Annotated in this window: 25 protein-coding genes and 1 pseudogene; 12 read left to right on the top strand and 14 right to left on the bottom strand. The window is 70.0% G+C overall.

The genetic code is table 11. The annotated features are described in order from the left end of the window. Positions 1–52: 52 nt before the first annotated feature. Positions 53–691: a DNA-directed RNA polymerase subunit beta gene (locus tag BKA24_RS12700; RefSeq protein WP_184218801.1), complete on the top strand. Its 639-nt coding sequence runs from the start codon at positions 53–55 to the stop codon at positions 689–691. A gap of 361 nt (positions 692–1,052) precedes the next feature. Continuing rightward, positions 1,053–1,937: an aminodeoxychorismate lyase gene (locus BKA24_RS12695; protein WP_184218798.1), complete on the top strand. Its 885-nt coding sequence runs from the start codon at positions 1,053–1,055 to the stop codon at positions 1,935–1,937. A gap of 127 nt (positions 1,938–2,064) precedes the next feature. Here the strand turns inward: BKA24_RS12695 and BKA24_RS15960 are convergent, their stop codons facing one another. The 9 genes and pseudogenes from BKA24_RS15960 to BKA24_RS12655 all read right to left on the bottom strand — a co-directional run bounded on the left by BKA24_RS15960 (position 2,065) and on the right by BKA24_RS12655 (position 11,336). Beyond that, a complete protein-coding gene (locus tag BKA24_RS15960) occupies positions 2,065–2,574 on the bottom strand; it encodes an endonuclease domain-containing protein (RefSeq protein ID WP_343066150.1) in 510 nt (169 codons plus the stop codon). 177 nt (positions 2,575–2,751) lie between these two features. Continuing rightward, positions 2,752–2,862, bottom strand: a pseudogene (locus BKA24_RS15955) (type IV toxin-antitoxin system AbiEi family antitoxin domain-containing protein); the annotation flags it as partial. 373 nt (positions 2,863–3,235) lie between these two features. Further along, positions 3,236–4,015, bottom strand: a complete 780-nt coding sequence (pstB, locus tag BKA24_RS12685; protein WP_184218794.1) for a phosphate ABC transporter ATP-binding protein PstB — start codon at positions 4,013–4,015, stop codon at positions 3,236–3,238. A gap of 29 nt (positions 4,016–4,044) precedes the next feature. Then, complete coding sequence (gene pstA, locus BKA24_RS12680; RefSeq protein WP_184218790.1) at positions 4,045–5,133, bottom strand: phosphate ABC transporter permease PstA; 1,089 nt, start codon at positions 5,131–5,133, stop codon at positions 4,045–4,047. Next, on the bottom strand, positions 5,133–6,098 hold the full coding sequence (gene pstC, locus BKA24_RS12675) for a phosphate ABC transporter permease subunit PstC (RefSeq protein ID WP_184218786.1): 966 nt from the start codon (positions 6,096–6,098) through the stop codon (positions 5,133–5,135). Before pstC ends, pstA begins: the two co-directional genes overlap by 1 nt. Before the next feature lie 81 nt (positions 6,099–6,179). Further along, positions 6,180–7,295: an extracellular solute-binding protein gene (locus BKA24_RS12670; protein ID WP_184218784.1), complete on the bottom strand. Its 1,116-nt coding sequence runs from the start codon at positions 7,293–7,295 to the stop codon at positions 6,180–6,182. A 183-nt stretch (positions 7,296–7,478) separates the two neighbouring features. Further along, positions 7,479–8,417, bottom strand: a complete 939-nt coding sequence (locus BKA24_RS12665; protein ID WP_184218780.1) for an NUDIX hydrolase — start codon at positions 8,415–8,417, stop codon at positions 7,479–7,481. Continuing rightward, the gene (locus BKA24_RS12660) at positions 8,414–10,582 is read right to left on the bottom strand and encodes an RNA degradosome polyphosphate kinase (protein WP_184218777.1); all 2,169 of its coding nucleotides are present in this window, start codon (positions 10,580–10,582) and stop codon (positions 8,414–8,416) included. The genes BKA24_RS12665 and BKA24_RS12660 overlap by 4 nt, the downstream gene beginning before the upstream one ends. Before the next feature lie 67 nt (positions 10,583–10,649). Next, the gene (locus BKA24_RS12655; protein ID WP_184218774.1) at positions 10,650–11,336 is read right to left on the bottom strand and encodes a winged helix-turn-helix domain-containing protein; all 687 of its coding nucleotides are present in this window, start codon (positions 11,334–11,336) and stop codon (positions 10,650–10,652) included. A 112-nt stretch (positions 11,337–11,448) separates the two neighbouring features. On the opposite strand from BKA24_RS12655, the gene BKA24_RS12650 reads away from it, so the two are divergent. The 4 genes from BKA24_RS12650 (at position 11,449) to BKA24_RS12635 (ending at position 14,715) form a co-directional block, all read left to right on the top strand. Continuing rightward, positions 11,449–11,739: a hypothetical protein gene (locus BKA24_RS12650; RefSeq protein WP_184218771.1), complete on the top strand. Its 291-nt coding sequence runs from the start codon at positions 11,449–11,451 to the stop codon at positions 11,737–11,739. A 176-nt stretch (positions 11,740–11,915) separates the two neighbouring features. Further along, positions 11,916–12,521, top strand: a complete 606-nt coding sequence (locus BKA24_RS12645; RefSeq protein WP_184218769.1) for a heme-binding beta-barrel domain-containing protein — start codon at positions 11,916–11,918, stop codon at positions 12,519–12,521. Next, positions 12,518–13,624, top strand: coding sequence for a CAF17-like 4Fe-4S cluster assembly/insertion protein YgfZ (gene ygfZ, locus BKA24_RS12640; RefSeq protein ID WP_184218767.1), 1,107 nt, complete (start codon positions 12,518–12,520; stop codon positions 13,622–13,624). The genes BKA24_RS12645 and ygfZ overlap by 4 nt, the downstream gene beginning before the upstream one ends. Further along, positions 13,621–14,715 (top strand): FUSC family protein, encoded by a 1,095-nt coding sequence (locus BKA24_RS12635; protein WP_221417328.1) that lies wholly within the window; start codon positions 13,621–13,623, stop codon positions 14,713–14,715. The genes ygfZ and BKA24_RS12635 overlap by 4 nt, the downstream gene beginning before the upstream one ends. Here the strand turns inward: BKA24_RS12635 and BKA24_RS12630 are convergent. Then, positions 14,712–15,551, bottom strand: coding sequence for a class I SAM-dependent methyltransferase (locus BKA24_RS12630; RefSeq protein ID WP_184218765.1), 840 nt, complete (start codon positions 15,549–15,551; stop codon positions 14,712–14,714). The two genes, BKA24_RS12635 and BKA24_RS12630, sit on opposite strands and share 4 nt — an antisense overlap. 40 nt (positions 15,552–15,591) lie before the next feature. Here BKA24_RS12630 and BKA24_RS12625 point away from each other — a divergent pair, with 40 nt between their 5' ends. Further along, positions 15,592–16,341: a phosphoglyceromutase gene (locus BKA24_RS12625; protein WP_184218763.1), complete on the top strand. Its 750-nt coding sequence runs from the start codon at positions 15,592–15,594 to the stop codon at positions 16,339–16,341. Between the two features lie 81 nt (positions 16,342–16,422). Here the strand turns inward: BKA24_RS12625 and phoU are convergent, their stop codons facing one another. Beyond that, positions 16,423–17,094 carry a phosphate signaling complex protein PhoU gene (gene phoU / locus BKA24_RS12620; protein ID WP_184218761.1) on the bottom strand — a complete coding sequence of 224 codons (672 nt, stop codon included), beginning with the start codon at positions 17,092–17,094 and terminating at the stop codon, positions 16,423–16,425. 223 nt (positions 17,095–17,317) lie between these two features. On the opposite strand from phoU, the gene BKA24_RS12615 reads away from it, so the two are divergent. After that, positions 17,318–18,517 carry a sensor histidine kinase gene (locus BKA24_RS12615; RefSeq protein ID WP_184218759.1) on the top strand — a complete coding sequence of 400 codons (1,200 nt, stop codon included), beginning with the start codon at positions 17,318–17,320 and terminating at the stop codon, positions 18,515–18,517. After that, the gene (locus tag BKA24_RS12610) at positions 18,514–19,197 is read left to right on the top strand and encodes a response regulator transcription factor (protein ID WP_184218757.1); all 684 of its coding nucleotides are present in this window, start codon (positions 18,514–18,516) and stop codon (positions 19,195–19,197) included. Before BKA24_RS12615 ends, BKA24_RS12610 begins: the two co-directional genes overlap by 4 nt. 74 nt (positions 19,198–19,271) lie before the next feature. Here BKA24_RS12610 and BKA24_RS12605 read toward each other — a convergent pair whose 3' ends face one another. Further along, complete coding sequence (locus tag BKA24_RS12605; RefSeq protein ID WP_184218755.1) at positions 19,272–19,760, bottom strand: DNA modification methylase; 489 nt, start codon at positions 19,758–19,760, stop codon at positions 19,272–19,274. A 133-nt stretch (positions 19,761–19,893) separates the two neighbouring features. Here BKA24_RS12605 and BKA24_RS12600 point away from each other — a divergent pair, with 133 nt between their 5' ends. From BKA24_RS12600 to ispD, 3 genes are all read left to right on the top strand, one after another. After that, a complete protein-coding gene (locus BKA24_RS12600) occupies positions 19,894–20,376 on the top strand; it encodes a CarD family transcriptional regulator (RefSeq protein ID WP_184218752.1) in 483 nt (160 codons plus the stop codon). A gap of 76 nt (positions 20,377–20,452) precedes the next feature. Beyond that, positions 20,453–21,730, top strand: a complete 1,278-nt coding sequence (locus tag BKA24_RS12595; protein WP_184218749.1) for an acyltransferase family protein — start codon at positions 20,453–20,455, stop codon at positions 21,728–21,730. After that, positions 21,727–22,902, top strand: a complete 1,176-nt coding sequence (gene ispD, locus BKA24_RS12590) for a 2-C-methyl-D-erythritol 4-phosphate cytidylyltransferase (protein ID WP_184218746.1) — start codon at positions 21,727–21,729, stop codon at positions 22,900–22,902. Before BKA24_RS12595 ends, ispD begins: the two co-directional genes overlap by 4 nt. A 21-nt stretch (positions 22,903–22,923) precedes the next feature. On the opposite strand, the gene BKA24_RS12585 is transcribed toward ispD, so the two are convergent. Both BKA24_RS12585 and BKA24_RS12580 read right to left on the bottom strand, forming a co-directional pair. Continuing rightward, on the bottom strand, positions 22,924–23,388 hold the full coding sequence (locus tag BKA24_RS12585; RefSeq protein WP_184218743.1) for a GNAT family N-acetyltransferase: 465 nt from the start codon (positions 23,386–23,388) through the stop codon (positions 22,924–22,926). A gap of 2 nt (positions 23,389–23,390) precedes the next feature. Next, positions 23,391–24,314: an EamA family transporter gene (locus tag BKA24_RS12580; RefSeq protein ID WP_184218740.1), complete on the bottom strand. Its 924-nt coding sequence runs from the start codon at positions 24,312–24,314 to the stop codon at positions 23,391–23,393. Positions 24,315–24,320: the final 6 nt, after the last annotated feature.

Genomic DNA, 24,320 nt, shown 5'->3' with positions numbered 1-24,320 from the left:
GGCGTGTCGCTGGTGCGGCGCCCGCCCGTCCCGCCGCGGGTACCGTGGAGGGATGTCCGACGCGTCCCGCGACTTCCACAAACCGGTCCGCCGCTCACCCGACTCGTTCGACCGCAACTTCGCCGCCGACGACCCCGCCGAAGCCAGCCGGGTCGCGCACGCCACGGCATCCGCTCTGCTCTCCCGTGTGCGCGAGGCTCCGCACGACGAGGTCGTTGACCGCCTCGTCAGCTTCACCGACGCCCACGGCATCGCGACCATCGCGGAACTGTGGTCGCACTCGCCCGCGCGCTCACTGCCCGGAACGCTGTGGCGGCTCTACCTGCTGCAGCTGATGATCCACGACGACGCCGCCACCGCCGCGCTCCTGTATGAACGCGGACGCACGCGCCTCGCATCGGCCGACCCCGTCATCGCGGGCGCTCCCGCCCCGGCGAGCCCCGACGAACTCGTCGCGCTCATCGACCTGATCCTGCGCGGCGTGTTCGCGGGCGACTTCGCCCTCGCGCTCGAGCGTGCGTCGTCGTTCGCGCGCGTTGTCGCCTCCGGCGCGACCGACCTCGCCGACGACTACGACCAGACTGAGCCGCGCCGGGCTTCGCAGTTCACCACGCGCGCCCTGCGCCTCGACACCTACGCCGACGACCTGAACGCCGCGGCCGGACTCTGGCGGCGCGAAGGCCTCACCTGAGCGGATGCCGCGGGGGATCTGGCCGGGCGCGGCGGTGCGGTGCCGGTGCCCGGCGGGGGTGCGGTGCCGGTGCGCGGCGGGGGTGCGGTGCCGGTGCCCATCGGCATCCGGGCAGAAAAAGTGCCGGACCGCAGAACGCCTCTCGGCGCGTGGCCGCTCGGAGCGGCTGAAGATGGAGCCCGGGGTTACTGCGGCCCGGCTAGAAAAGTGTAACGAATCGGGCCGCAAGGTATTCCGATCGATGCCGAATCGGTCCGCGTTCCGCGGGACGGTGCCCGAAGGGATCCCGCCCGGAATGCGCCGCCGGGCGTGTCGACGCCATCGGCGGGGCGAGCGCCGGCGCCGAGCGTAGGCTCATCGCATGGCCTGGCGCTACGCACTCATGATCGACCCCGCGGCATCCGACGACACCCGCACCGACTTCGATTCGACCTTCTCCGAGGTCGACCCGTCGGCCCCCGCCCTGACCGTCGGCGAGCTCAGCACGCAGCGCGGTGACGGGATCTTCGAGTCCATCGGTGTCGTCGACGGACACGCGCAGGAGGTCGAGGCGCACCTGCAGCGTCTCGCGCACTCCGCGGAGATCTGCGAGCTGCCCGCCCCGCACCTCGGACAGTGGCGCGAGGCCGTCCGGCGCGCGGAGGCCGCCAGTGGCGCGGGGGAGTCGGTCATCAAGCTCATCCTCAGCCGCGGCGTCGAGCACGGCCCCACGCCGACCGCCTGGGTCACCGTCGCGCCGGCCGCCGACTTCACCGAGGCGCGCACGAGCGGCATCCGTGTCGCCGTCCTCGACCGGGGGTACAGCATCGACCTGCCCGGTCGCGCGCCGTGGCTGCTGCTGGGCGCGAAGACGCTGTCGTACGCGGTGAACATGGCCGCGATCCGCGAGGCGAAGCGCCGCGGTGCCGACGATGCGGTCTTCGTGAGCTCAGACGGCTTCGTGCTCGAAGCGCCGACGGCGTCGCTCGTCATCCGGCGTGGCGACACGTTCGTGACGCCCGCGCCGAACGGTGGCATCCTCCACGGCACCACCCAGCTCAGCCTCTTCGAGCACCTCGCCGACCGCGGCTTCGCGACCGCTTACGAGACCCTGCCCGTGAGCGCCCTGTACGAAGCGGATGCCGCGTGGCTCCTCTCCAGCGTCCGCCTCGCCGCCCCGATCACCGCCGTCGACGACCGTCCCCTCGCCGTCGACGCCGACCTCACCGCGTCCTTCAACGCCTACCTCCTGAGCCCCCGCGACTGAACCGTCTCGCGCGCCTGGCGTGCACAGTGGCGGATCGCTCGAGCGACACGCCGACGCGAGGCGCCACCGACCGGCATGTCGGACGTCCGATCCGCCGTTGTGCACGCGGCGTCGCGGGTGCCCGACGTCACACGAGGGCGAGGGCGCCGAGGATGGCCGCCTCCACGAGGTCCCATCGGTGCACGACCAGGGCGTAGTCGAACCGCAGCGTGGTGTACCCGCTCGCGGCGGCGACCGCGTCCCGCACGAGATCCTTGTGGCGCAGGGCCGGCCCGTCATGGTTCCCCCGACCGTCTGTTTCGATCAGTAGCCAGCCGTCGATGACAACATCGACCCGTCCGACGCCACCGATCGCAACCTGGGTGCGGATGTCGAATCCGTGTCCTCGGAGACGCCAGCGCAGCAATGATTCCAGTCCGCTGTCCGCATCATCCCGCGCGGCGTCAAGGGCTTCTCTGGTCGTCGCATCAGCCTTCGCCCGCAGCCACCCGAGAGCATCCGCAGACAGGCGCCCCAGCCGAAGCGCCGACTCGAGCGTCACGAAGAACGACTCCACTCCCATGCAGCGGCGGATCTGCAGGAGAATCCGGGCCAGGTCATCTTCACAGTCATCGGATGCCGCATCCCAATGCGTCACGCACTCACATCGTCGGTGGCGCTGGTGCCCTCCCGGCCCCACCCACACGTGCGTCTCACTGGGCGGTTCGAGAACCCACAGCCCGAGATGACGGGCGGCGCTCACGCAGGCAATCTCGCCGCCGTGCGCTGCTGCCGTGCGGACCGCGGAGCACGCGGCATCCGTGGCATAGATTCCGCGGCGGGGGCGGGTCAAGTGACCAGTCTTGAGTGCCGCTTCTATCTGCCGGCGGGAGACTCCCGCTGCACGCAACATCTCGTAGGTGGCGATCTGCGTTCCGGTGCACACGGGGCAAGGCTCGTCCGCGAGCCCAGCTTCGAGGGACGGGCGCGAGAGGACTGGGGAGAGGTTGGGCCAGATAGGTGTTGGGGAGAGTGTCGACGCCTTCTCGGCGGCTCGGGCCGAGCCTGCCGGTGTGCACAACGGCGGAGCCCACGCCCCGACACGCCGGTGGGGCGGTGCTGAAGCGGGGTGTCACACCCACCGATCCGCCGTTGTGTTCGACGCACGCCGGAGGCCCCAGGCCCAGACCCTAGGCCGCGCGTCGCACTGCCGCAACCCTCCCCGCCCGCACGCCACCACGAACAGACGCGCCGGCACGGAACCCGAATCCGTGCCGGCGCGTCACCGGCGTCGTCCAGCCCCCCGGCTGCGACGCGGGTCACCCGAAGCGGCCCGAGACGTAGTCCTCGGTGGCCTGGACGGACGGCTTGGTGAAGATGGTGCCGGTCTCGTCGTACTCGATGAGCTTGCCGGGCTTGCCGGTGCCGGCGATGTTGAAGAACGCGGTCTTGTCGGAGACGCGCGAGGCCTGCTGCATGTTGTGCGTGACGATGACGATCGTGTAATCGCTCTTGAGCTCCTGGATGAGCTCCTCGATCGCGAACGTCGAGATGGGGTCGAGGGCCGAGCAGGGCTCGTCCATCAGCAGCACGTCGGGGGAGACGGCGATCGCGCGCGCGATGCACAGACGCTGCTGCTGACCGCCCGAGAGGCCGGAGCCGGGCTTCTCGAGCCGGTCCTTGACCTCGTTCCAGAGGTTCGCACCGCGCAGCGACTTCTCGACGAGCGCGTCGGCGTCGGACTTCGAGATGCGCGAGTTGTTGAGCTTCACACCCGCGAGCACATTGTCGCGGATCGACATCGTCGGGAACGGGTTGGGCCGCTGGAAGACCATGCCGATCTGGCGGCGCACGAGCACGGGGTCGACACCCTGGCCGTAGAGGTCTTCACCGTCGAGCAGCACCTCACCCTCGACGCGGGCGCCGGGGATGACCTCGTGCATGCGGTTGAGGGTGCGGAGGAAGGTCGACTTGCCGCAGCCGGACGGCCCGATGAAGGCCGTGACGCTGCGGGGCTCGATGTCGAGGGACACGCCCTCCACCGCGAGGAAGTCGCTGTAGTAGACGTTGAGGTCGTTGACTTCGATGCTCTTTGACACGTCGGGTACTTTCTGTCGGATGCCGCGGGTCAGCGGCCGAACTTGGGGGCGAACTTCTTCGCGACGAAGCGCGCGATGAGGTTCAGAGCCATGACGATGATGATGAGGGTGAGCGCGCCCGCCCATGCGCGCTCGAGCGCTGCGGCGATGTTGGTGCCCGGGTTCTGGAACTGGTCGTAGACGAAGACCGGGAGGGTCATCATCGCGTTGTCGAACGCGTCGACGTTGAGCGACTGCGTGAACCCGGCGGTGAGCAGCAGGGGCGCGGTCTCGCCGATGACGCGGGAGATCGAGAGCATGATGCCGGTGGTGATGCCGGCGATCGAGGTGGGGAGGACCACCTTCACGATCGTGAGCCACTTCGGCACGCCGAGGGCGTAGCTGGCTTCGCGGAGCTCGTTGGGCACGAGGCGGAGCATCTCTTCGCTCGAGCGGACGACGACGGGGATCATCAGCACCGAGAGGGCGACCGAGCCCATGAAGCCGGTGTTCAGGCCCGGGTTGACGAGCGCGACGACGGCGACGATGAACAGACCGGCGACGATCGAGGGGATGCCGGTCATGACGTCGACGAAGAACGTGATCAGCTTCGCGATCCGGCCGCGGCCGTACTCGACGAGGTAGATCGAGGTCATCAGACCGATCGGCACCGAGATGAGCGTCGCCCATCCGGTCACGATGAGCGTGCCGTAGATGGCGTGGATCGCGCCGCCGCCTTCGCCGACGATGTTGCGCATCGAGTACGAGAAGAACATCGGGTCGAACCGGGCGATGCCGTCGGCGATGACCGTGAACAGCAGCGAGATGAGCGGGAGCAGCGCGATCGTGAAGGCGATCGAGACGAGCACGGTCGCGAGGCGGTCGGCCGCACGCCGCCGCGTCTCCACGACGCTCGAGAGCACCACGAGGACGATCGCGAAGATGATCACGCCGATGAAGACGGCCCCGGCGATGTTGAAGTCAGCGACCTCGCCGCCCGAGTTCATGATCGCGAAGACCGCGGTGGACAGCACGAGGCTTGCGGCCAGCAGCGCCCACGGCATCCATGCGGGCAGCTGGCCCGCCGTCAGCGAGTTGCCGACAGGCGTCTTGGTGGTCGGGCGGGTGAGGGTGGTCATCAGTTCGCTCCCGAGAACTCGGCCCGGCGGTTGACGATGTAGCGCGCGATCGCGTTGACGGCGAACGTGACGACGAAGAGGATGAGGCCGGTCGCGATCAGCACGTTCACGCCGTCGCCGTAGGCCTCACCGAAGTTGAGGGCGATGTTCGCGGGGATCGGCGTCGGGTTGTTCGAGTTGAGCACCTGGAAGGTGACGGCGCCGGTGGCGGAGAGGACCATGGTCACGGCCATCGTCTCGCCGAGTGCGCGGCCGAGGCCGAGCATGGCGCCCGAGACCATGCCGCCGCGGGCGAAGGGGAAGACGGCCATGCGGATCATCTCCCAGCGGGTGGCGCCGAGGGCGAGGGCCGCCTCTTCGTGCAGGACCGGGGTCTGGAGGAAGACCTCGCGGGTGATGGCGGTCATGATCGGGAGGATCATGACGGCGAGCACGAGGGATGCCGTGAGGATCGTGCGACCGGTGGGCGAGACGGCGCCGGCGAAGAACGGGATCCAGCCGAGGTTCTCGTTCAGCCAGACGTAGAACGGCTGGAGGAGCTGTGAGAAGACGAGGGCGCCCCACAGGCCGTAGACGACGGAGGGGATCGCGGCGAGCAGGTCGATGATGTACCCGAGCACGGCGGCGATGCGGCGCGGCGCGTAGTGCGAGATGAAGAGGGCGATGCCGATGGCGAGCGGGGATGCCACGACGAGAGCGATCACCGACGCCCACAGGGTGCCGAAGACGAACGGCCAGACGTACTCCCAGAAGGGGCGTCCGTTGAGGAACTGGATCTTCTCGGGGTCGCCCGTGAAGGCGGGCACGCTCTCGATGATGAGGAACAGGGTGACCGCCGCGAGGACGATCAGGATGATGATGCCGGCGCTGAGCGCGCTGCGCGAGAAGACGAGGTCTCCGCGGCGGCGGACGGTCCGCTTCGGGGTGGCCTGGTCGGTGGTGACCGACTCGGTGGTGGGGGGCATCGCAGTCCTCGGGATGGAAGCGGGCGGACGTGACTGCTGCTGGTGCCTCCCGACGAGCGGGAGACACCAGCAGCAAGGGTATTACTCGGAGGCGCCGATCAGGTCGATCGCAGCCTGGGCCTGCTCAGCGACCTCGGACGACAGCGGTGCGGAGCCGGCGGCCTCGTTCGCGGCGGCCTGGCCCTCTTCGCTGACGATGTACGCGAAGTACTCGCGGACGATGTCGGCGACAGCGGCGTCCTCGTACTCGACGCAGCCGATGAGGTAGCTCACCAGGGCGATCGGGTACGAACCCTCGGGGGCAGCGGCGGGGTCGACGGCGAAGACGAGGTCACCCTCGCCACGGCCCTCTTCGAGCGGCGAAGCCGAGACGAGCTTGGCGGCGGCGTCAGCCGAGAACGCGACGAACTCCTCGCCGACCTGGACGGCGGCGGAGCCGAGCTCGCCGACGCGCGATGCGTCGATGTAGCCGATGGTGCCCTGACCGCCGGTGACGGCCGCCTCGACGCCGGAGGTCTGCTGGGCAGCCTCGGAGCGCGTGGTGTCGACCGGCCACTCGTCGGCGTCCTCGTACGGCCATGCGTCGGGAGCGACGGAGGCGAGGTACTCGGTGAAGGTGCCGGTGGTGCCCGACGCGTCACCGCGGAAGACGGGGGTGATGGCCAGGTCGGGGAGCTCGACGCCCTCGTTGACCTCGGCGATCGCCGGGTCGTTCCACTTCTCGATCTTCTCGTTGAAGATGTTGCCGATGAGCTCGGGGGTGAGGTTCAGCGAGTCGACGCCCTCGAGGTTGAAGACGACGGCGACGGGCGAGATGTACGCCGGGACCTCGACGATCTCGTCGGTCGCGCACGCGCCGAAGCCGCCGGCCTCGAGCTCCTCGGCGTTGTACGCGCGGTCCGATCCGATGAAGTTGCTCGAACCGGCGATGAAGTTGTCACGGCCCGTGCCCGAACCGGTCGGCTGGTAGTTGATGGTGACGTCGCCGTTGGCGGTCTGGAACGCGGCGGTCCACGCCTGCTGGGCGGCACCCTGCGACGATGCGCCGGTGGCCTTGACCGTGCCGGAGAGGGTGCTCTCGGAGCCGGAGTTCGAGGAGTCGCCACCGGGGGCGGGCTCGTTCGCCGCGCAAGCGGAGAGGGAGAGAGCGGCGACGGCTGCGACAGCGCCCAGGCGGGCGATGCGGTTGAGCTTCACGTGTGATCCTTCGGATTTGATCGGGAACACCCCGGTGCAGGGGCTGGGCTCGACGCTAAAGTCCGCCGGTGTCCAGACTCCGGTGCCGAGGTGAACGACAGGTGAACGGACCTGGTCCGATCGGCGATGCCGCGTTCCGGATTGTTCATCCGTTGGAATGGATGCCGCGCCGCGGCATCCGGATCACACTTTGGGGTCGTGGGTCTCGATCGCGACGATGCCCGACCCGGGGTTCGTCGCCGACAGGTGGACGACGGAGAAGGCGCCGGTCTCGAGCGCTGACGCGCTTCCGAGGTACGACCCGCGGAGGGTCCCGGTCGCGAGGGCGAGCTCGCTGAGGATGTCGGGGAGCACGGGACCGTGCGAGCACAGGACCACAGGTTTGCGTGCCCGGATGCGCTTGCCGATGACCGAGCGCGGGTCGGACGTGCCCGCTTCCCACGCGTCCTGGGAGAGGGCGGCCGTCGTGCGCACCTGCGTGCGGAGAGCCTTCGCGAGAGGCGCCACGGTGTCGGCGCAGCGGACGGCGTCGCTCGAGATGACCTTGCGCACGCCGAAGGCGCGCAGTGGGCCGACAGCCGCCTTCGCCTGCCGACGCCCTCGGTCGGTCAGTGGCCGCTCCGCATCGGGACCCGACCAGTCCTCGCGGGCGACGGCTTTGCCATGTCGCAGCACGACGATCGGAAAGGTGGCGAGGATGCCGTCGTCGACGAAGGCGAGGAAGTTCTCGAGGATCTCGATGTCGACGGGGTAGCTCAGCCGTGCCAGTGCCTTGCGAGGAGTGAGCCACTCCACGGCGGCGATCTCCTTGTTGGGTACGAACGTCGACGCCCGGATCGCATCGTCGGACGCCTCGGCGCTCCAGTAGTGCACGATCTTCTGCCGCTTGCTGGGCAGCCGGTACTTGGACACCCCCACGGGCACACCGAGGGCGACACGGATTCCGGTCTCCTCGAAGATCTCGCGGGCAGCGGTCTCGGCCAGCGATTCGCCGGGCTCCACCTTCCCCTTCGGGAGGGTGAGGTCGGCGTACGCCGTGCGGTGGACGACCAGCACGTGCAGCTTGCCGTCGACGAGTCGCCACACCACACCGCCGGCTGCGTAGACGGCGGTGTCGGTCATCGCACCGCCCGTGCGCGCCGGCGGCGCTGCACCTGCGTCATCGTCTTCTCCTGGAGGTCGACCAGCGGGGCGCCGTCGGCATCGGTGCTGCGCCGGGTCCACTCGCCCTCGGCCCCGAGGTGCCACGAGCTCGTGGTGTCGGCCATCGCGAGGTCGAACAGTGCCGTGAGCTCGGCGAGGTGCGCCGGCTCGACGACGCGGACCAGCGCCTCGACGCGGCGGTCGAGGTTGCGGTGCATCATGTCGGCGCTGCCGATGTAGATCTGCGGGTCGCCGTCGTTGTGGAACGCGAAGATACGGGAGTGCTCGAGGTAGCGGCCGAGGATCGAACGGACCGTGATGTTGTCGCTGACGCCCGGGAGGTCGGTGCGCAGTGAGCAGATGCCGCGCACCCAGACCTCGACCTTCACCCCGGCCTGGCTGGCGCGGTAGAGCGCGTCGATGATCTGCTCGTCGACCATCGAGTTGACCTTGATGCGCACGCTGGCGGGCTTGCCCGCGCCGGCGTTGCGTCGCTCGTGGTCGATCTGGCGCAGCAGCCCCTTGCGCAGGTGCAGCGGCGCGACGAGCAGGCGCTTGAACTTCTTCTCGATCGCGTAGCCGCTCAGCTCGTTGAACAGACGGGTGAGGTCGCGGCCGACCTGCTCGTTGGCGGTGAAGAGACCGTAGTCCTCGTAGATGCGGCTGGTCTTCGGGTTGTAGTTGCCGGTGCCGATGTGGCTGTAGCTGCGCAGCACGCCGTCTTCCTCGCGGATGACGTGCAGCAGCTTGCAGTGGGTCTTGAGGCCGACGAGGCCGTAGACGACGTGCACGCCGGCCTTCTCGAGCTTGCGCGCCCAGACGATGTTCGCGGCTTCGTCGAAGCGCGCCTTCACCTCGACGAGGGCCAGCACCTGCTTGCCGTTCTCGGCGGCGTCGATGAGCGCCTCGACGATCGGGCTGTCGCCCGACGTACGGTACAGCGTCTGTTTGATGGCGAGCACGTGCGGGTCGCGGGCAGCCTGCTTGAGGAACGCCACGACACTCGTCGTGAACGACTCGTACGGGTGGTGGACGAGGACGTCCTCCTTGCGGATCGCCGCGAAGATGTCGGCGCGTCCGTTCTGCTCGGGCGGCTGGAAGGGTGTCGCCGTCTTCGGCACGTGCGCCGGGTAGCGCAGCTCTGGCCGGTCGAGTCCGGAGAGCGCGAAGAGTCCCCGGAGGTCGAGCGGCGACGGCAGGCGGTAGACGTCGTGCTCGGTGATGTCGAGCTCGTCGAGGAGGAGGTCGAGGGTGACGTCGTCCATGTCCTCGGTGATCTCGAGGCGGATCGGCGGGCCGAAGCGACGGCGGAGGAGCTCGGCCTCGAGGGCCTGGATGAGGTTCTCGGTCTCGTCCTCCTCGATGACCATGTCCTCGTTGCGGGTCAGCCGGAAGGTGTGATGCTCGAGGATCTCCATGCCCGGGAACAGGTCGTCCAGGTTCTCGGAGATGAGCTCCTCTATCGGCAGGTACCGCACGTGCGCGTCGGCCGTCTTGACCTCGACGAACCGGGGGAGCATCGGGGGAACCTTGAGTCGCGCGAACTCCTGGCGTCCGGTGCGTGCGTTGCGGATGCGAACGGCGAGGTTCAGCGACAGACCCGAGATGTACGGGAACGGGTGCGCGGGATCGACGGCCAGCGGCATCAGCACGGGGAACACCTGCGCCGAGAAGTACTCGTACAGGTCGCTGCGCTCGTCGTCGGCGAGGTCCGCCCAGGAGACGACCTCGATGCCGGCCTCGGCGAGGGCGGGGCGCACGTCTTCCGACCACACCCGCGCGTGGCGCTCCTGCAGCTCGTGCGCAGCCGTGGAGAGATCGGTGAGGACGTCCTGCGGGGAGCGCCCCACGTTCGTGGGGACGGCGAGCCCGGTGATGATGCGGCGCTTGAGTCCCGCGACGCGCACCATGAAGAACTCGTCGAGGTTGCTGGCGAAGATCGCGAGGAAGTTCGCCCGCTCCAGGACCGGCAGGTTGATGTCCTCGGCGAGCTCGAGCACGCGTTTGTTGAACGCGAGCCAGCTCAGCTCGCGGTCGAGATAGCGGTTGTCGGGCAGCTGCGAGTCGTACGCTTCGATGACGCCATCGAAGTCGTCGTCGTCGGCGTCGCCCAGTCCGGAGTCGTGAACCTGGGTGTCGATCATCCCCACATCATTGCAGGGGCGAGTGACCTCCGAGTGAACATGGCGCGCTCGGCGCCGCGGTCATGGGTCAGGCCGGGCTGCCGGGGAGCTGCTCGTCCTCGTAGACGTTGAACCGGTAGCCGACGTTGCGGACGGTGCCGATGAGCTGCTCGAGGTCGCCGAGCTTCGCGCGCAGCCGTCGCACGTGGACGTCGACGGTGCGCGTGCCGCCGAAGTAGTCGTAGCCCCAGACCTCGCTCAGCAGCTGCTCGCGGGTGAACACCCGGGAGGGGTGCGTCGCGAAGAAGTGGAGGAGCTGGAACTCCTTGTAGGTCAGATCCAGCGGGCGCCCGTGCACCTTGGCGGAGTACGAGGACTCGTCGATCGTGATGCCCGATGTCTGGATCCGCGTGGACACCTGCTCCTTGGACACGCGTCCCATCGACAATCGGATGCGTGCGTCGACCTCGGCGGGTCCGGCGGTGCCCAGGATGACGTCGTCGATTCCCCAGTCGGACGACACGGCGGTGAGGCCGCCTTCGGTGACGACGAGCACGAGGGGCGCGTCGGCGCCCGTGGTGCTGAGGATCTTGCACAGCGACTTCGCGCCGACGAGATCGATCCGCGCGTCGACGAAGATGATGTCCGCACTCGGCGCATTCACGAGCTGGGCGGCTTCGGCGGGGATCTGCCGGACCCGGTGGCTGAGCAGCTCGAGCGCGGGCAGGACGGCGTCGCCGCTGGGTGCGGAGCTCAGAACGAGCAGCTGTGCCAAAGGGGATCCCTCCCGATGCGGACCCGGAACCGGTCCCATCCTAGAGCGTGCCTGGATGCCGCCTGTGCATGCGTCCGTGCGGGCGCCCCGCCGGTGCGCAACAATGGACGACATGGCCACGCCCGAGTTCCCGCTCCGAGACCGCATCGGCGGTGTCGTCGCCGTCTGGGTCCTCGCCGTCGTGGTGGCCCTCGCGATCGGCGTGTTCGCCGAGCCGGAGTGGCGCGGCGCGTGGCTGCCGGTGGGTCTCGGGGCGTGCTTCTTCGTCGCCTTCGCGATCCAACTCGCCTACGGCCGATCGCAGGGCTTCATCGTGCGGGTGTCGGCGAGCGTGCTCGGCGCGATGCTCGTGATGGGACTCGTCGGCGCGGGCTTCGCGCTCGCCGAGCTCTTCGCCGGCTGAATCTGCGCGCGGCGCTCCGCGCCGACCGCTGCGCGCCGCGCGTCGGTAAAGTGGGGGTATGGACCTCCTCGCACTCGAGCTCTTCTTCGTCGGACTGCTCGGTCTCGCCTCGCTCGCGATCGTCTTCGTGTCCGGCGTCGTCATCAAGAACCTCTACCGCGGCCAGCGCTGATCACGTGATCGAACTGCCGACCGACCTTCCGGCCGATCTCGTCCCACTGTCGTGGCTGCTCGGCGTCTGGGAGGGCAACGGTGTGCTCGACTACAACGCGGGCGGCCTGTCGATGACCGGCGAGTTCACGCATCGCGTGAGCTTCAGCCACGACGGCGGCGACGCCCTGAACTACGCCGCCACGGCGTGGTTCGAAGGTGAGGACGGAGAGCGACACAACCTCGTCGCCGAGACGGGGTACTGGCGGCTGTCGCGTCCCGCGACGGAGGAGGATGCCGGCCCGGCGCTGCTCCCGGCTCTTCGCGCTCGTGCGGCCGCGCGTACCGTCGACGACGTCGAAGCGCTGCGTGCCGACGGCGGCGGCTTCGAGATCGAGGTCGCCCTCGTCCACTCGGACGGCATCAGCGAGCTCTACCTCGGCCAGGTCCGCGGTCCGCGGATCGACATCGCGACCGACGCCATCGTCCGTCCCGCCGGCGCTAAGGACTACACCGCGGCCACGCGCATGTACGGGCTCGTGGACGGCCATCTCCTCTGGGCGTGGGACATCGCCGCGCTCGGCAGCGAGCTCGGGTCGCACGCATCCGCCCGATTGGCGAAGCTCCCGTGACCGAGCCGGTCCCCGTCCCCGCGGCCTTCGAGCCCTTCGCCGCCCTTCCGGGCGCGGTGACCGACGCGAGCGGCATCGCCCACCTCGGAAACCCGGTGCGCGAGCAGCGCGACCTCGCGGCAGGACGCGCCCTCGCGCCGCTTGCCGACCGCGCCGTCCTCACCGTGTCCGGCGAGGACCGGCTCACCTGGCTCGACTCCATCACCTCCCAGGCGCTCACCTCGCTGGCGCCGGGCGTCGGCACCGAGCTGCTCGTGCTGGACCCGCAGGGTCACGTCGAGCACGCGGCATCCGTCGTCGATGACGGCGAGCGCACCTGGCTGCTGGTCGACCGCGACCGTGCTGCCGCGCTGGTGGGCTGGCTGCAGCGCATGCGGTTCCGGCTGCGGGTCGACCCGCAGGACGTATCCGACACCTACGCCGTCGTCGGCGGCACGTCGAGCGCCGTGGCGCCGCTTCCCGCCGCGGCGGTGTGGCGCGACCCGTGGCCCTCGGTCACCCTCGGCGGATGGGGCTACTCGCCGGTCGACCCGCATCCCGGCGGAGAGCGCGACTGGTCGGAAGCCATCGTCGCCGTCGCCGACCTCGCACAGCTCGCGGACTCCGCCGTCCGAGGCGATCAGCCCCTTGCCGGGTCGCTCGCCGTCGAGGCGCTGCGGGTCGCGGCGTGGCGCCCACGCGCGAGCCATGAGGCCGACGGGCGGACGCTGCCGCACGAGGTCGACTGGCTCCGCACCGCCGTGCACCTCGACAAGGGGTGCTACCGCGGCCAGGAGACGGTCGCCAAGGTGCACAACCTCGGACACCCGCCGCGGCGCCTCGTGTCGCTCCAGCTCGACGGTTCCGATGCGGAGCTCCCCGAGGTCGGCGCCATCGTGCGGCGTGAGGGTACCGAGGTCGGCGCGATCACCTCGGTCGCCCGGCACCACGAAGAGGGCCCCATCGCCCTCGCGATCGTGAAGCGCTCCGTTCCCGTCGACGCTGCCCTCGAAGTCGATGTGGCCGACGGCGTGATCGCCGCCGCCCAGGAGGTCGTGGTGCCGCCGGATGCGGGACGCGCGGCATCCGTCCCACGTCTGCCGCGGCTCTCGCAGCGGCGATGACGACCGAGCCGCCGGCCACCGCTCCGGTGCCGACCGCGCGGCGGTATCCGCGCGAGGGGTGGGCGCGTCTGCGGGAGTCGGCCCCCGCGATCGTGCAGCTGGTGGTCGCCGCGAGCGCCGCGTTCTCGATCGCCCACTACGGGTTCGGCCACCCCGCGCCGCTCATCGCCGCGACGGTGACGATCTCGAGTCTCGGGCTCGTCCGCGACGCCCGGCCCCGCCGCGTGCTCGAGACCGTCGTCGGCATGGTGCTCGGAGTGTTCGTCGCCGAGCTGGTGGTGCTCCTCGCCGGCAGCGGGTGGTGGCAGCTCGCCCTGACGCTGGCGGCGAGCCTCGCGATCGCGCGTTTCGTGTCGCCCCAGCCCGCCTTCGCGATCGCGGCGGCGATCCAGTCGATCATCGTCGTGGTGGTGCCCGCTTCGGCGCCGTTCCTCCGACTGCTGGATGCCGCGATCGGGGGCGTGATGGCGCTCCTCGTGACCGCGCTCATCCCGCGCAGCCCACTGCGGACGGCCGTCGCCGATGGTGCGCGGCTGTTCCTCGCGTTCGATCAGGCGGCCGGCACGGTCGTTCAGGGTCTCCGCCGTGGGAGCCGGGTGCGCGCGGAGCGCGGGCTCGAGAAGGCACGCGATCTGCAGCGGCTCGTCGACGACTGGCGGGTGTCCGTCGAATCGGGGCTGGCGATCGCACGGATCTCGCCGTTCCTGCGGCGGCAGCGTTTCGAGCTCGAGCGGCACGAGCGCATGCGGGCCAGCATGGACCTCGCCGTCCGGAACCTGCGCGTGGTCGCGCGTCGCGCGGTCTACCTGAGCGACGACGGGCGCGAGCGCGAGACCGCGGCCGATCTGCTCGTGGAGCTCGCCCGGGGCGCCGACCTGCTGTCCAGCTCGCTGACCGACATCGCCGACGAACCGATCGCGCGCGCCACGCTCGCCGCGGTCGCCGCACGTCTCGACCCGATCGCGCTGGTCCCCGACGGATCTCTCGGCGACCAGACCCTCGTCAGCGCGCTCCGCCCGCTCGCGACCGACCTGCTCTGCGCGACCGGGCTCGCATCCGCCGAGGCGCGATCCCTGCTGCCGCGCGTCTAACCCGCGACTCCGTCTGCGGGGGCGACCGCGCTCCACGGAAGGGTGACTTCGCCGAGCCGCCAGCGCGACCTGCCCTGGACCGGCCAACCCGCCTGGTCGAGCGCGTCCAGAGCGGCGCGCCAGCGCTGTTCGGGCCCGAAAGCGGATGCCGCGACCGCGCGCGTCCACTCCACCTCCAGTGCCGCGAGGACGTCGTGGATCCGCTCACCGGCGACATTCCGGTGGATCAGGGCCTTCGGCAGCCGCTCGGCGGCGACGGAGGGGGAGTCCAGCCCGCTCAGGCGCAGCGAGATCGTGAGCGACCGAGGTGCGGCATCCGACCCCACCTCCACCCACGTGCAGATCCGGCCGAGCTCATCGCACGTGCCTTCGACGAGGATGCCGCCCGGCTGCAGGCGCGCGGCCATCCGCTCCCAGGCGTCGCCGACCTCTCCCTCGTCGTACTGGCGCAGGACGTTGAAGGCGCGGATCACCGCCGGGCGACGGCCGCCCGGCACGGGCACCTCGAAGCCTCCCCGTGCGAAGGACACGCGGGCATCGGGGGCGAACGGGGTCGCGCCCTCGCGCACGCGTTCGAGCTGCGCGAGCGCCCGCTCGACCCGCGCCGGTTCGATCTCGAGTCCGCGCACCTCGACGTCGGGGCGCGCACGGCGCAGCCGTGCCTCGAGTTCGAAGGCGGTCACGCCGCTCGCGCCGTACCCGAGGTCGACGACGAGCGGATCGGCGGTGCGGCGGAGCACCGGATGGCGCGCGATCCACCGGTCGACGCGACGCAGCCGGTTGGTTCCCGTGGTGCCGCGCGTGAGGCGGCCCACGACCTTGTCTCCGCGCGTCATGCCCCCATGATCCCATCCGTCACGCCGATAGGATTGCGGCATGACAGCCCCCTACACGTTGATCCTCCTCCGGCATGGTCAGAGCGAGTGGAACAAGTCGAACCAGTTCACCGGCTGGGTGGACGTCCGCCTCACCGATCAGGGCAAGGCCGAGGCCCAGCGCGGCGGCGAGCTGATCAAGGAGTCGGGCCTGACCCCCGACATCCTGCACACCTCGCTGCTCTCGCGCGCGATCCAGACGGCGAACATCGCCCTCGACGCCGCGGACCGTCTGTGGATTCCCGTGAAGCGTTCGTGGCGCCTCAACGAGCGTCACTACGGCGCCCTGCAGGGCAAGGACAAGGCGCAGACCCTCGACGAGTTCGGCGAGGAGCAGTTCATGCTGTGGCGCCGTTCGTTCGACGTGCCGCCGCCGGACATCGCCGACGACGACCCCTACACGCAGCTGAACGACCCGCGCTACGCCGGGATCGACGGCGACGTGCCCAAGACCGAGTCGCTGAAGATCGTCATCGATCGCCTCCTGCCCTACTGGGATGCCGAGATCGTCCCCGACCTGAAGGCGGGCAAGACCGTCCTCGTCGCGGCGCACGGCAATTCGCTCCGCGCGCTCGTGAAGCACCTCGACGGGATCAGCGACGACGACATCGCCGAGCTGAACATCCCGACCGGCATCCCGCTCGTCTACCGACTCAACGAAGACCTGACGCCCGCCGGTCCCGGCGAGTACCTCGACCCCGAGGCCGCCGCCGCCGGTGCCGCCGCGGTCGCCTCGCAGGGCAAGAAGTAAGCCTCGATCGGGAGACCCCGAAACGACGAAGAGCGGATGCCGGTGGCATCCGCTCTTCGCGTATCCGGCGCGAGCCGGGAGTCAGATCTCGGCGTCGACACCTTCGATGTCGGCCGCCCACGTGCCGGTCGCGAGGTACGAGACCTTCTTCGCGACGGAGAGGGCGTGGTCGCCGAAACGCTCGTGGTAGCGGGAGGCGAGGGTCGCGTCGACCGTGGCGGCCGCCTCACCCTGCCAGGCTTCGCCCAGCACCTTCTCGAAGACGGAGAGGTGGAGGGCGTCGAGCTGGTCGTCGAGCTCGTGCAGCTTGTTGACGAGCGCGAGGTCCTCGGTGCGGAGGAGGTCGGCGAGCGTGCGGGCTACCTCGGAGTCGATCTCGCCCATCTTCGTGAACGTGCCCTTGAGGCCCTTGGGGACGGCGCGCTCGGGGAAGCGCATGCGGGTCAGCTGGGCGATGTGCTCGGCGATGTCGCCCATGCGCTCGAGCGAGGCACTCACGCGCAAGGCGGCCACGACGATGCGCAGGTCGCGCGCGACGGGCTGCTGGCGTGCCAGGATCTCGATCGCGAGCTCGTCGAGCTCGATCGCCTTGTCGTCGATCACCTGGTCGTTGTCGATGACGTCCTCGGCGAGGGCGACGTTGCTCGTGCCGAAGGCACGGGTCGCCTTGTCGATCGCGACGGCGACGAGGTCGGCGATCTCGACGAGACGGGTCTGCACGTCCTCGAGGGACTGGTGGAACACTTCGCGCATCTGGACACCTTCTCTTGTGCGGATGAACCCCGGCAAGCGGGGGATGCCCTACGGGCCGTAGCCGGTGCGGCGGAGGATGGGGCGCACGAATGCGCTGAGACCTCGGCGATCCTCCCGCGCCAAGGTTAACGGTCGGTGCCGACGTGGTGAACATCCGACGATCCGTGCGGCACCGGGACCATTCCGTCCGATGACGGGTCTGCGACCACCTTACGCTGGGGTCATGGACTCGACGCAGCTCGCGCTGCTTGGCCTCCTCGTCGGGGCGCTGATCGGTGCGACCGCCGTGGGGCTCGTCGTCTTCGCGCTGCGCTCCCGCGACCAGACCCGGCGGGTCACGTCGGTGGAGATCCCCGACGGGACGGACTCAGTCCTGCAGGGGATGGACGACGCCGCCGTGGTCGTCGATGCGTCGATGCTCGTGCTGTCCTCGTCGGCCGCGGCGGAGGTGTTCTCTCTCCACGTCGGCCAGACCCTGGGCTCCGACACGCTCAAGTCCCTCGTGCGGGGCGTCCGGGCAAGCGGACTGGCGGCGACCGAGAACATGCAGCTGAACCGCGGTGTGGAGCCGCGCCTGGTCGCCGCGCGCGCGAGCGTCATCACCCCGCGGCTGACCCTCATCGTCATCCGCGACATCACCGAGCGTGAGCGTGTGGAGCAGATGCGGCGCGATTTCGTCGCGAACACGTCGCACGAGCTGAAGACCCCTGTCGGCGCGGTCACCCTCCTCGCCGAGGCGATTGACTCGGCGGCCGACGACCCCGACCAGGTGCGACATTTCGCCAGTCGGCTGACGGCCGAGGCGGGTCGGCTCGGCCAGCTCACCTCCCGCATCATGAATCTGTCGCGCCTGCAGTCCGCGGACGACATCGCCGAGATGCGCAACGTCTCCGTCGACGAGGTGGTGACGGCGGCGATCGAGTCGCAGGGCATCACCGCCGAAGCCTCCGACATCACGATCGCCCGCGGTGGAGATCGAGGCCTGTTCGTCCGCGGCGACCCGCAGATCCTCATCGAGGCGATCAGCAACCTGTTGGCAAACGCCGTCGCGTATTCGCCGGCCGGCGCCCAGGTGGGCGTGGGCGTCCGTGAGGGCGACGGCACGGTCGAGATCGCCATCGCCGATCACGGCATCGGCATCCACGAGGACGACCAGCAGCGCATCTTCGAGCGCTTCTACCGCGCAGACCAGGCCCGCTCGAGGCGGACCGGCGGGACCGGACTCGGCCTGTCGATCGTCAAGCACGCCGTGCAGCGTCATGGCGGCTCGGTGGAGCTGTGGTCGCGGCCGGGCCGCGGGTCGACCTTCACCATCCGCCTGCCCATCGTCCATGCGCCCGAATCGCATTCCGAACCCAAACGAAAGCCCAAGAAGTCCATGAAGTCCGCCGCGAGAGTGTCGGCCAAAAGGGGAGCACTATGACCCGCGTCCTGATCGTCGAAGACGAGCCCGATCTCGCCGACCCCCTCGCATACCTGCTGCGGCGCGAGGGCTTCGAGGTCGAGATCGCCGAAGACGGCGGCATCGCCCTCGACGCGTTCACCGCGCGCGGCGCCGACATCGTCCTCCTCGACCTCATGCTCCCCGGGATGCCGGGGACGGAGGTGTGCCGCATCATCCGCACCACCTCGAAGGTGCCGATCATCATGCTGACGGCCAAGGACAGCGAGGTCGACATCGTCGTGGGACTCGAGCTCGGCGCCGATGACTACGTCACCAAGCCGTACTCCTCGCGTGAGCTTCTGGCGCGCATGCGCGCCGTCCTCCGCCGCAGCGAGGTCGACGAGCTCGACGTCGACGACCGCATCATCGAGGGCGGCCGGGTCACCCTCGATATCGACCGCCACACGGTCGCCGTCGACGGGGCCGAGATCTCGATGCCGCTCAAGGAGTTCGAGCTTCTCGAGCTGCTCATGCGCAACGCCGGTCGCGTGCTGACCCGGGGCCAGCTGATCGATCGCGTCTGGGGGAGTGACTACTTCGGCGACACGAAGACGCTCGACGTCCACATCAAGCGCATCCGCTCGCGCATCGAGCAGAACCCGAGCGACCCCGTGATGCTGCTCACCGTGCGCGGACTCGGCTACCGCTTCGAATCCTGACGCTCGCGACTCACGCCCTCATGAAGAACGCCCCCGCCATGCGGCGGGGGCGTTCTTCATGACAAGAGGTCCGATCAGGGAGTGGCCGTCGGCGTGGGGAGCGGCGTCGGCACGAACTCCTCGTAGTGCGGGAGCGTGCCGTCGAGGATCGGGATGGCGACCTCGACCCCCTCGCCTTCGCCCGACTGGAACGAGACCTCGACGTCGGACCCCGGCTTCGCGTCGAGACCCTCGAAGAGCATAGGAGCGGAGGTCACGCCGAGGCTCACGGAGCTTCGGGCGGGGACCGGAATGGTCTGCAGGTCGGAGCCGATGCCGACGTTCAGGACGAGGTCGTCGTCCGTCGAGTTGACGACGCCGGCGATGAGGTTGCCGAGCGAGCCGTCCTCGTTCGCGACGATGAGCGCGTTGCGCACCTTCAGCGGGCCCGACTCCGGCACGTTGCGACCGTCGGATGCCGAGTACTCGATGGTCGTCGCCTGGGGCGCGAGCATGTTGCAGCCGGTGGCGCCGAGGACGACGGCGGCGCCCAGGGCGATGGACGCGATGAAACGCGATTTCACGGATCCTCCAGGTGAAGCGAACGGCATCCCCTTCATCCTATGCGGTCGCCGCCCGAGGCCGCAGACGCTGGGCGGCAAACCTTAGCGCATACCGCCTGTGGTATTCTGGAGGTTGCCGAAAGGACACAACTGCATGCTTTTTGAGGTTGGCGAGACCGTCGTCTATCCGCACCACGGCGCCGCGACGATCATCGAGGTCAAGGATCGCGTCATCAAAGGCGAGACGAAGAAATACCTGAAGCTCAACGTCACGCAGGGAGACCTCGTCATCGAGGTCCCGGCGGACAACGTTGACCTCGTGGGCGTCCGCGACGTGATCGGCAAGGACGGTCTCGAGAAGGTCTTCGACGTGCTGCGCGCGCCGTTCACCGAGGAGCCCACGAACTGGTCGCGCCGCTACAAGGCGAACCTCGAGAAGCTCGCCTCCGGCGACGTGATCAAGGTCAGTGAGGTCGTTCGCGACCTGTGGCGCCGCGATCAGGACCGCGGGCTCTCCGCGGGGGAGAAGCGGATGCTCGCCAAGGCGCGCCAGATCCTCATCTCCGAGATCGCCCTCGCGCTGAAGGCCGACGAAGAGAAGGCGTCCAGCGTTCTCGACGAGGTCCTCGCCTCCTGACACTCTCGGAACGGCCGGGATTCCCGGCCGTTCGGCATTTCCGGGGATTCGACTCCCGGTGCGCCATGATGAGGCGATGACCTCCCGCACGGCCGCCGTCGACCTGTCGACCCGGGACCTCACGCTCGACCTCGCCCGCGTGGTCTGCGTCCTCTTCGTCATCGTCGTCCACCTGGTGCAGGTGGGCATCGGTCCGGGTCCAGACGGCGAGCTGATCGCGTCGCGCCCCGCCGAGCAGGAGCCGTGGTTCGACACGGTGACCTGGGTCGGCCAGATCATGCCGCTGTTCTTCGTGGTCGGCGGGTTCGCGGCATCCGTGGGCTGGCGGTCGTGGACGGCGAAAGGCGGTGACGCGGCGGGGTTCATCCGGACTCGTACCCTGCGACTCGCCCAGCCCGCCCTGCCCCTGTTCGCGTTCTTTGCGCTCGTCCTCGTCGGCGCGACCGCGATCGGTGCCCCGCCTGCGCTGGTGTCGGATGCCGCCATCGGCGCGGGATCCCCGCTGTGGTTCCTCGCGGCATACCTGATCTGCCAGGCCGCCGTGCCCTGGCTCGCTCGGGCGCACAGCCTCGCCCCGCGGCGGACGCTCGCGCTGCTCACACTGGGCGTCGTCGCCGTCGACGTCGCCCGGTTCTCGAGCGGCGTCACCGACCTCGGTCTCCTGAACCTCCTCTTCGTCTGGCCCCTCGTCCAGCAACTCGGGTTCTGGTACGCCGACGGATGGTTCGACCGGCGGCATCCGGTGACCCTGATCGCACTGGCCGCGGCCTGCTACCTGGTGCTGTGGCCGCTTACGGCGTGGGGCCCGTACTCGACGAGCATGCTCGGCAATCTCAACCCACCGACGGTGCCGCTGGTCGTCCTGGGCGTCGCGCAGGCGTGCCTGCTGCGACTGCTGCGTCCGGTGCTGTCGAGGCTGATGCGTGCCCGCGTCATGCAGGGTGCGGTGTTCCTCCTCGGATCGCGGCTGATGACGATCTACCTCTGGCATCTCCCCGTGATGTTGGCGCTGACCGGCGTGACGCTGCTCATCCCGGGCGCGGCGCCGACACCGTCGAGCCCGGAGTGGTGGTGGTCGCGGCCGGTCATGTTCGTCGCCGTGCTCGGCGTCCTCCTGGCGCTCTCTCTCCTCATCGTCCGATGGGAGGCGCTGGGCACCCTGTCGGCGACGCCGCCTCGCGGGGTCGTCGCCGTCGCGTGGCTCTGCGCGTTCCTTCCGCCGTTCGCGGTGATGCAGTGGTTCCTCGACCTGCCGATCGCCGTGGTCGGCGCACTCCTGCTCGCCGTTGCCGTCGTGCTGCTGCGCCGCGGGGCACGGCGCACCCAACCGGCGTCGGTACGCTCGGAGGCATGAGCCTCATCCCGGTACCCCGTGTCGCGGTCATCGTGGTCGCCGCCGGTGCGGGGACGCGCCTCGGCCAGGGGGCGCCGAAGGCCTTCGTCGGCCTGGACGCGCACACGATCCTCCGCCACGCCCTCCGGCACGTCTTCGCAGCACCCGTCGCGCAGGTCGTCGTCGTCGCGCCCGAAGAGCGCGTCGGTGAAGCGCTGACCGACGCCCGGGAGGAGGCGGGGGAGCGCGTGGAGCTGGTGTCGGTGGTCGCGGGAGGTGCCACCCGGCAGGAATCGGTCACCGCGGGTCTCCACGCCGTCTGGCCGGACGTCGAGATGGTCCTCGTCCACGACGCGGCGCGCGCGCTCACTCCGCCTGCGGTCTTCGCCCGTGTGATCGAGGCCCTCCAGGCCGGGGCGGATGCCGTGATCCCAGCGCTTCCCGTCGTCGACACCCTCAAGCGGGTCGACGGCAGCACCGTCGTGGCCGCCGTGGACCGCTCGGTCCTCGCGGGTGCGCAGACGCCGCAGGGGTTCCGGCGCGCGGTGCTCGACGCGGCGTACGCGTCGGCGGACAGAGAGCACACCGACGACGCCGCGCTGGTGCAGGGGCACGGCCACACGGTCCGAACCGTCGCCGGCGACGACCTCGCCTTCAAGATCACGACCGCCGCGGATCTCGAGCGCGCACGAGCCATCGTGTCACCCGCGCCCGCCGCGGCATCCATCCCGAGGATCGGCGTGGGGACTGACGTGCACGCCTTCGGCGGCGACGGGATCTTGTGGCTTGCCGGCGTCGAGTGGCCGGGCGAAGCGGCTCTGCAGGGGCACTCGGACGGCGATGCGATCGCGCACGCGATCGTCGACGCGGTGCTGGCCGCGGCCGGGCTCGGCGACATCGGCACGCACTTCGGCACCGACAAGCCCGAGTACGCCGGGGCGCACGCTGACGCGTTCCTCCGTCGCACGCGCGAGATCCTCGCCGATGCCGGCTGGCGGATCGGCAACGTCAGCGTGCAGGTGCAGGCGCGCCGTCCACGGTTTTCCGCGAGGCGACACGAGGCCGAGGCGGTCCTGTCCGCGGCGCTGGGCGCGCCGGTGTCGGTGTCGGCGACGACGACCGACGGACTCGGGTTCACCGGAACCGGTGAGGGCGTCGCGGCCTTCGCCGTCGCGCTCGTCCTCCCGGCCTGACGCGGCGCCGCGAGGGCGCTCTCAGAGCGTCTGCGTCATGAAGGTGGAGTGCCGGTCGGGTCGATAGGGCCCGAACGGGTCGCACACCGTGAACCCCTCGCTCGCATACAGGGCGCGGGCAGGAGCGAACGCGGCATCCGACCCGGTCTCGAGCCACAGCGCGCGAAGTCCCGCCGCCCGAGCCTCGGTCACGATGTGGCGAACCAGGGCCCGACCGACTCCGGTGCCCAGGTGTGCGTCGGCGACCCGCATGGACTTGATCTCGCCGTCGGCGTCGCCGAACCGCTTCAGGGCGCCCACGCCCGCCAGCGAATCCGAGCGCCACGCCGACCAGACCGTGACGTCGGGATGCCGCAACTCGCGGACGCCGAGCGCGTGCACACTCTCGGCGGGTGTCTGGGCGTGCATGCCCTCCAGGTGGTGGGCGATGAGGGCGACCGTCTCGCTCCCGGAGAGGTCGTCGACGGTGACGCGGAGGCCGGTCATGGTCACCCCTCCACCGCGTACGGCTGCGGATCGCGGGAGCGTCGGGAGCCCCAGGCGAGCGCCGCCAGTCCGGCCCCCAGAACGATCAGGCCGCCGATCGTCAGGGGGGACAGCTGTTCACCGAGCACCGTCACGCCCAGCAGCGCGGCGGTGAGCGGTTCGCCGAGCGTGAGGGTCGCCGCGGTCGCCGCCGTCAGGCCCTGCAGGCCCCAGGTGAACAGGGTGTACGCGACCGCGATCGTCGCAAGGCCGAGCCACAGCGTCATCACGAGGCCGCTCGGTTCGAAGACCCAGGCGAGATCGACGAAGGGGAGTGCCACCGCGCTGACGAGGGCGGCGCCGACACCCATCGCGCCGACCACGGTGAACGCATCCCAGCCGCTATCGAGCAGACGCCGCTGTGCGTTGGCGATGATCGCGAACGACGCGCCCGCACCGATCGCGCCGAGGACGCCGACCGGGTCGGCGCCACCGGACTCCGCGCCGCCGCCGACGCCCAGCAGCACGACGCCGACGGTCGCGAGCGCCGTGGCGGACATCCAGATCGGAGAGGGCAGGCGCCGGGTGAGCGCCCACTCGAGAAGCCCTGCGAGGACCGGCGCCGATCCGAGGGCGATCACCGTGCTGACGGCGACGCCGTTGCGCTCGGTGCCGAGGAAGAACAGCGGCTGGTACACGGCGAGGGCGACACCGGTCGCCGCCATCAGCAGGACGGGCGACGTGGTCAGGCGAGGACGCGGGACCGTGCTTGTCCGCATGTGCCGCGCGGCCAACAGGAACGCGATCACCGCCAGTGCCGAGCCACCGACGACCATCCGCGCCACACCGACGGCGAGCGGTGTCGTCCCCTCGGGTCCGAGCGCCTGGGAGGTGCCGGTCGTGCCGAAGAGCACGGCGGCGGCGAGGACGGCGAGAACGTGCAGCACGCTCTC

The sequence above is a fragment of the Microbacterium marinum genome (assembly GCF_014204835.1).
Classification (GTDB): Bacteria; Actinomycetota; Actinomycetes; order Actinomycetales; family Microbacteriaceae; genus Microbacterium; species Microbacterium marinum.
Note: the sequence above shows the minus strand (reverse complement) of the source record. Positions and strands in the feature narration are given on the sequence as shown.